Annotated in this window: 7 protein-coding genes; 5 read left to right on the top strand and 2 right to left on the bottom strand. The window is 68.0% G+C overall.

Going from position 1 to position 5,829, the window contains the following annotated elements:
* A partial coding sequence (locus BRAS3809_RS11450) for an AMP-dependent synthetase/ligase (RefSeq protein WP_063824006.1) occupies positions 1 to 1,823 on the bottom strand: 1,823 nt, incomplete at its 3' end.
* Between the two features lie 149 nt (positions 1,824 to 1,972).
* A complete protein-coding gene (locus tag BRAS3809_RS11455) occupies positions 1,973 to 2,338 on the bottom strand; it encodes a nuclear transport factor 2 family protein (RefSeq protein WP_008962259.1) in 366 nt (121 codons plus the stop codon).
* A 170-nt stretch (positions 2,339 to 2,508) separates the two neighbouring features.
* On the opposite strand from BRAS3809_RS11455, the gene BRAS3809_RS11460 reads away from it, so the two are divergent.
* From BRAS3809_RS11460 to BRAS3809_RS11480, 5 genes are all read left to right on the top strand, one after another.
* Entirely contained in the window at positions 2,509 to 2,868 is a 360-nt protein-coding gene (locus BRAS3809_RS11460) for a hypothetical protein (protein ID WP_008962260.1), read from the top strand.
* A gap of 554 nt (positions 2,869 to 3,422) precedes the next feature.
* Entirely contained in the window at positions 3,423 to 3,947 is a 525-nt protein-coding gene (locus BRAS3809_RS11465; RefSeq protein ID WP_008962261.1) for a hypothetical protein, read from the top strand.
* Positions 3,948 to 4,153: 206 nt separating this feature from the next.
* Entirely contained in the window at positions 4,154 to 4,288 is a 135-nt protein-coding gene (locus BRAS3809_RS11470; protein ID WP_502685664.1) for a hypothetical protein, read from the top strand.
* A gap of 21 nt (positions 4,289 to 4,309) precedes the next feature.
* The gene (locus BRAS3809_RS11475) at positions 4,310 to 4,903 is read left to right on the top strand and encodes an SCO family protein (protein ID WP_008962263.1); all 594 of its coding nucleotides are present in this window, start codon (positions 4,310 to 4,312) and stop codon (positions 4,901 to 4,903) included.
* A 100-nt stretch (positions 4,904 to 5,003) separates the two neighbouring features.
* Positions 5,004 to 5,829 (top strand): transporter substrate-binding domain-containing protein (locus BRAS3809_RS11480; RefSeq protein WP_035656108.1); only part of this gene is annotated, 826 nt, incomplete at its 3' end.

Here is a 5,829-nt window from a genome sequence, read left to right on the forward strand (position 1 = left end):
GGCCGCCTCGCGTAGATCGCGTCGATCTCCTTGGCGAAGGTCCGCTCGATCGCCGGGCGCTTGTTCTTCAATGTCGGCGTGATCAGGCCGGCCTGGATGGTCCAGGGCTCGAGCGTCCAATGCACCGCCTTCGGCGTGGCGTAGGACGGATAGGCCTTCACGGTGCGGGCGATGTGGCGGAGCAGGGAGGCGGCTTCGGCTTCGCTGCCGCGCTGGCCGTGGGCGGCGAGCCGCGCCTGCTGCTCGGCCCAGCCCTTGGGATTGAGCACGACGATCGCGGCGAGGAACGGGCGGTTCTCGCCGATCACGATGGCCTGCTCGAACAGCGGATCGGTGAGGATCGCGGTCTCCAGATCGGCGGGGGCGATCTTCTCGCCGGTCGAGGTGACCAGGATGTCCTTGATCCGGCCGGTGATGGTGATGCGTCCCCGGTCGATGCGGGCCTGGTCGCCGGTGTGCAGCCAGCCGTCGGCTTCCTTCACCCGCGCCGTCTCCTCCGGCTTGTGCCAATAGCCGAGCATCACGCTGGGGCCGCGCACCATCAGCTCGTCATTGTCGCCGATACGGACCTCGACGCCCGGCAGCGCGCGGCCGACGCTGCGCGGGTCGTTGTCCTCGGGCGTGTTGACGCTGACCACCGGCGAGGTCTCGGTCATGCCGTAGCCCTGCAGCACCTCGAGCCCGAGCGCGAGGAACAGCCGCACCACCGGCTCGGCGATCGGCGCGCCGCCGCTGACCGCCACCTTGAGCCGGCCGCCGAAGCGGGCGAGCACCTTGTCGGCGACCAGGTGCTGCAGCAGCGGCCAGGTCATCAGGTCGAACACGGACGTCGAGCCGTGTCCGTGCCTTGCGTCGAAGCGGCGGCCGCCGATCGCGACCGTCAGGTCGAGCAGCGCGCGCGCGAGCGGGTTGGCCACCGCGCGGTGATGCATCACGAGCGAATAGATGCGCTCATAGATGCGCGGCACCGAGACCAGGATGGTCGGACGAACCTCCAGCAGGTCCTCCGACAGCTGCTTCACCGAGCGCGCATAGGCGACGCAGGCGCCGATCGCGATCGCGTAGTAATAGCCGGCGGTGCGCTCGAAGGTGTGCGACAGCGGCAGGAACGACAGGAAGACGTCGTCGCTCGCCGCGGCGAGCCGCTGATGGATGGCCTTGAGGTTGGCGACGACGTTGTCGTGCGACAGCATCACGCCTTTCGGCCGGCCGGTCGTGCCCGACGTATAGACGATCGCGGCGAGGTCGCGCGGCGCGATCGCGACCGGGGCGAGAGGCGCGCCATCGTCAGCCGCGCTCAGCCAGGCGGCCAGCGCAAGGACGCGCGGGTCGGCGGCGCCGGGGCTTGCCTGCGCCTCGGCGCACACGATCCGCTCGAGGTCGGGCAGCGCATGGCCGACGGCGGCGATCTCCTGCCAGCGCGTGTCGGAATCGACCAGCAGCAGCCGAGCGCCGGAATCGGCGAGGATGTAGGCAATGCTGTCGGCGTTGTCGACCGCATGCATCGGCACCGGCACCAGCCCGCGCGCCAGCGCCGCCTGGTCCATGGCGAGATGCGAAAGCCCGTTCGGCATCAGGATCGCGATGCGATCGCCGGGCGCAAAGCCTTCGGCCGCGAGCGCCCGCTGCCAGCGCGCGACGATGCCGTCGATCTCGCGCCAGCTCAGGGACGTCCATCCGTTCCGCGTCGTATCGAACTGGCGATAGGCCGCGATGTCCGGGGACTGGTCGACGCGCCAGCGCCACAGCGCGGGAAGGGTCGCGATGGCGGCCAGCGGGCCGGCCGCCACGGCATGATCTTCGATGGGACTTGATTGCTGCACGCTGCCTCCCGCGACCGCTGCTCCGCCGCAGCAGAGGTCTTGCAGCGGCGGATCAGGATCGACGTTGACGTAGCGCAATCCATCGCGGCACGCGCGTCGATCCCGGCATGGGAGGCCTGCGCGCGGTGATCGCGTCGGCGCCGGCGGCCTCAGGCGCCCTCGGGCACCTTGTCGAGAAAGCCGGTGACGCGGCGGATGCGGCCATCGGCCAGCTCGACGAAATCCGTGCCCTGGATCGGACCATCGCCGGTCTCCGGGCCGAGCGACCAGGAGAAGCGGACGTGGTCGCCGTGGCCGTTGGCCGGGCCGAGCAAACGGAAGCGGAAGTCTGGGAAGCGCTGCTGCACGCCGGCGATCAGGGCCTCGATTCCGTCATGGCCTTCGCCCCGCATCAGCGGATCGACATAGGTCGAATCGGCCGTCCATTGCCGCGCGAGCAGCGCACGCCGCTCCTTCGGCTCGCGCGCATTCCACAGCGCGATGTAGCTCTCGGCGATCCCGGCGAAGTCGGTCATCTCTGCTCTCCATGTTGTGAACGATGAGGAGGCGATGATTGCGCCGCTCGCGCGTCGAATCGATTACGTCCGAGGTCATCTCATTTGGCATGACCAAACTGTAAGTTGCCGTCTCCGCGGGCGAGGCCTACGCCGCTGCGCGCAGAGACGGTGCGGGGGATTTGCGTCGCATGTTGTCCGATACCTGGAAGTTGATCGCGGTCGCGATCTGTCTGGTGCTGTTCACGGCCGATACCGTGTTCAAGCCGCAGACCAAGCCCAACCGCATGGTGTTCTTCGAGCTGCATCGCGGCGACAGCCCGACGATGATCGGCATGATGCGCGACGACCTGATCAAGCTGCCGGGACGCGGCGCCAGCCGCATCCGCAATGCGCTCGCGCGCGGCGAGACGTTAACGGTCTGGCAATATGAGTTAAGGAAGACTGAAGACGGCAGCTATCAGGAAGTGCCGGCGCAGCAGATCCAGCTCGGCGCCGCCGACGCGCCGCTCGTCACCTTCGGCGCCACCGTTCGTCTGCCCAACGATTAGTTCGCTCGCGCCCCTCGTCGCTGCCGGGCCATCGCCGATCACGGATCGGCGCGTGCGGCGTGGCGGGCGCCGCGGTGCCTGGACGAGTGGCCTTTCGATCTCTGGCCGCTCCCCCCCTGTTGCGGCCGCCCCGCAGGGGCGGTGGACAGCTGTTGCCTGATGTCCCGTGATTCCACGGGCTTTGCTGCGCCGCCGTGATGCGAAAGCCGCAGTGGTGGGCGAATCATGCCGGGCTGTTGCCCCGCTCGTGGCGCGGCTGCCATGCTCGGAACCAGGGTGAGGCGATGTTTTCCTCGCGGCAACCCATGGTGCAGCGAGCTTGCAACACTTGCCCTGAATTTGGTTCGTGCTGCTGCGCCGTCCTGGACAAAAACACGATCTCGCAACACGCTGCAGAGGCGATTTGGATTTGGCTTTCGCGTTCCGGTTCTGGGGAGGTGATTGCAAGGTCCTTCGCAGTCCAAGCATCACACGACGCGCTCACGAAACGTGCATCACACGACGTGCATCAAAGTCGGTCAGATCGGTTTCGCCGGGTTGAACTGGGGCTCGACATGAAATTCTGGACGGGGTTGCTCGCGGTTGTTCTGTTCCTGTCGGGGGTCGGCGCGAGCCAGGCCGTGGTCCGGATCGCCGACGACCGCGGCGGCCGGATCGGCACCTATGTCGACAAATACCAGGGCCTGCGCTCCTCCGGTGAGTATGTGATCATCGACGGGCTGTGCGCCTCGGCCTGCACCATCGTGCTCGGCGCCATCCCGCACGACAAGATCTGCGTCACCTCGCATGCCAATCTCGGCTTCCACGCCGCCTGGGACTTCGGCGCCAACGGCCGGGCCGTCACCAATCCCGAGGCGACCCAGATGCTGTACTCGATGTATCCGTCGCCGATCCGCCGCTGGATCTCTCAGCGGGGCGGCCTGACGCCGCGGATGATCTTCCTGAAGGGCAGGGAGCTGCAGGCGATGTACAAGCCCTGCTACATGGACGCCCAGGCCTCGTCGCCGTCGGCGCCGCAGGTGGCCCCGAACGCGCCGGCGATCTCCCCGGCTGCCGCCAAGGCCTCCGCCTCGCATTGATGGCGAGCTCGCTCCTGCTCTCGCTCCGCAGCCTGTGACCGCAGCAGGCGCTTGAGCGCTTGCCTCGCCCGCCGGCGCGGCCTATCTCAGAGGGCGAGCGGGTGCCGGCTTGTGCCATTTCGGGCCAGTCCCCCGCCGGATGAGTACGCGCCATCATGCAGCCGCTTTCAGCGCCGCAAGACATGTCATCGGCTTCCGGTCGTCGCTTGGCGTCCATGCCGGCGCTGGCGGCCGGCGCGATCGGCGTCGTGCTCGTGGCCGGTGCTGGCGTGCTGTGGGCGACGTATGGCACCGCGGTGTTCTTCGAGATGATCGCGTCCGGCTTCAGCGCCTGCTTCTGAGACAGAGATAAGGAATACGGCATGCCCGCCAATGCCACCCGTCCGCTGGTCATCGTCGGCGCCTTCGCAGCGAGCCTCGTGGTCGGCCTGTCGCTGATGTTCCTGATCATGGGCGGAGGCCGCAACATCGCGGCGCCAGCCGCGATCGGCGGCCCGTTCCAGCTCACCGACCAGACCGGCGCGGTGGTGACCGAGAAGAGCCTCGAGGGCCGGCCGAGCTTGATCTTCTTCGGCTTCACCCATTGCCCCGACGTCTGCCCGACCTCGCTGTTCGAGATCTCCGAGGTGCTGCGCGCGATGGGCAAGGACGGTGACGGCGTCAACGCCTATTTCATCTCGGTCGATCCCGAGCGCGACAATCCGGCGACGATGAAGGACTACCTCTCCAGCTTCGATCCGCGCCTCAAGGGCCTGACCGGGGATCCCGAGGTGCTGGCCAAGGTGCTCGCCGAGTACCGGGTCTACGCCAAGAAGGTTCCGCTCAAGGACGGCGATTACACCATGGACCACACCGCGCTGGTCTACCTGATGGACCGCAACGGCCGGTTCGTCGCGCCGTTCAACCTGAAGCGGACGCCCGAGGAAGCCGCGGCGGACCTGAAGAAATACCTCTGAGCCCATTAACGCTCAGCCGGGGCGGGGTCTCATCGGCCCAATCCAGCCTCGAATTTGCGCCGGGATGGTCTATAAGGCGCGCTGACCCTCGGGACCGCTGATGCCGACCGCCCTGTCACCACGCCTGCGATTGATCCGCCCGGCCGCGCTTGCGGCCGCGCTGCTCTGTCTCGCCGCGGCTGCCCCGGCGGCCCGCGCCCAGGCGCCCGTTCGCCCGCCCGTCGAGGCGGCGCCGCAGGCCGTGCCCGGCTTCTGGGATCCGCGCCGGCGCCCGGAACGGCCGGATTTGTCGCGCCTCACGGTGATCCGCTTCCTGACCGAGACCGACTATCCGCCGTTCAACTTCACCGGTCCGGACGGCAATCCGGCCGGCTTCAACGTCGACCTGGCGCGCGCGATCTGCGACGAGATCAAGGTCACCTGCACCGTGCAGATGCGCCGCTTCGAGACCCTGATCGATGCCGTGACCTCGAACCGCGGCGACGCCATCATCGCCTCGATGGCGGTGACGCCGCAGATGCGGGCGCGGCTGGATTTTTCCGACCCCTACTACCGCGCGCCGGCGCGCTTCGTGTCGCGCCGGGACGCCGTGATGGCCGAGATCCGCCCGGAACTGCTGGAGGGCAAGAAGATCGGCGCCATCGCCGGCACCGCCCATGAGGCCTACCTCAAGGCGATGTTCACCGACGCCGAGATCAAGCCCTATCCGAACGACGACGCGCTGCGCCAGGCGCTGCGCCGGGGCGACGTCGACCTCATCTTCGGCGACGGCATCGCGCTGGCATTCTGGGTCAACGGTACCGATTCGGCGGATTGCTGCGCGTTTTCTGGTGGACCTTTCGTCGAAAGCCGCTATTTCGGCGAGGGCGTCGGGATCGGGGTGCGCAAGGGCAACGACCTCTTGCGCCAGGCCCTGAACTGGGCGC

The sequence above is a fragment of the Bradyrhizobium sp. STM 3809 genome (genome assembly GCF_000239795.1).
Classification (GTDB): domain Bacteria; phylum Pseudomonadota; class Alphaproteobacteria; order Rhizobiales; family Xanthobacteraceae; genus Bradyrhizobium.